Origin of the sequence: Gordonia marina (assembly GCF_052036135.1) — a bacterium.
Taxonomy (GTDB): Bacteria; Actinomycetota; Actinomycetes; order Mycobacteriales; family Mycobacteriaceae; genus Gordonia.
Window position 1 is genome coordinate 1 of record NZ_JBPSDN010000084.1, and the last position, 1,365, is coordinate 1,365.

General features: G+C 66.4%; 1 protein-coding gene. It reads left to right on the forward strand.

The window, feature by feature from the left end:
* Positions 1–54: 54 nt before the first annotated feature.
* A protein-coding gene (locus ACSEEN_RS21370; RefSeq protein WP_435948578.1) for an IS3 family transposase occupies positions 55–1,334 on the forward strand; the annotation gives its coding sequence in 2 pieces (ribosomal slippage) (positions 55–358 and positions 358–1,334; 1,281 coding nt in all).
* The last annotated feature ends 31 nt before the right edge of the window (positions 1,335–1,365 follow it).

Below are 1,365 nucleotides of genomic sequence, written 5' to 3' on the forward strand. Positions count from 1 at the left end.
TGAACCGCACTGGGTTCTTTGGAGGCTCGTGACCTTGGAAACGAGGATGAGTACATGCCGAAGGAACAGGTTCCCGGGAAGCCGCAGACGCGGCGCTACAGCCCGGAGGAGAAGGTGGCGGCGGTCCGGATGGTCCGCACGCTGCGCGCAGAGTTGGGGACCGAGCACGGGACGGTCCAGCGGGTCGCGTCCCAGTTGGGCTACGGAGTCGAGTCGGTGCGTCAGTGGGTCAAGCAGGCCGACATCGACGAGGGCCACGCGCCTGGGGTGAGCACTGCGGAGGCAAGGCGGATCCGCGAACTGGAGCAGGAGAACCGCGAGCTCAAACGAGCCAACGAGATTCTCAAGCGAGCGGCATCTTTCTTCGGGGCGGAACTCGACCGCCAACACAAGAAGTAGTCGCGTTCATCGACGCCAACCGCGACGAGATCGTCGAGGGCAAGAAGTTCGGAGTCGAGTCCATCTGCGCCACACTGTCCAAGGCGGGGCTGCAGGTGGCTCCGAGCACCTACTACGCCGCCCGGTCCCGCGAGCCGTCAGCACGCGCGCAGCGCGACGCCGAGCTGCGGCCGGCGCTGCGTGCACTGTGGGAGGCCAACTACCGGGTCTACGGCGCGCGGAAGCTGTGGAAGGCCGCGAGGCGTGCCGGTCACGATGTCGGCCGCGACCAGACCGCTCGGCTGATGCGCGCCGAGGGCATCGAAGGCGTCGTGCGCACGAAGCGGGTGCGGACGACCAAGCGTGACAACACCGCCGCACGGCATCCGGACCTGGTGAAGCGGAACTTCACCGCGACCAGGCCGAACGAACTTTGGGTCACCGATCTGACGTTCGTGCCGACGTTCGCCGGGATCGCCTACGTGTGCTTCATTGTCGACGCCTTCAGCCGGATGATCGTGGGGTGGCAAGTCGCGAGCCACATGCGCACCGAGATGGTGCTCGACGCGATCGAGATGGCCCGCTGGTCCCGCGGGACCCAGCTTGAGGGCCTGCGGTGTCACAGCGATGCGGGCAGTCAATTCACGAGCCTGCGCTACGGCGAGCGGCTCGCTGAGATCGGCGCGGTCCCCTCGATCGGGACCGTCGGGGATTCGTATGACAATGCCCTGGCCGAGACGGTGAACGGCTACTACAAGGCCGAACTCATCCGTGGCCCGGCACGTCCAGGGCCGTGGCGCACCGTCGAGGACGTCGAACTCGCCACCCTCGGCTGGGTCCACTGGCACAACCACCAGCGGCTACACGGCTACCTCGACGACCTCCCGCCCACCGAGTTCGAAGGGAGGTTCTACGCTACCCAGCAGGGCACCCAGGCCCTGGTTGAAATCAAATGACCAGAGCCTCCACCAGACCCAGTGCGGTTCA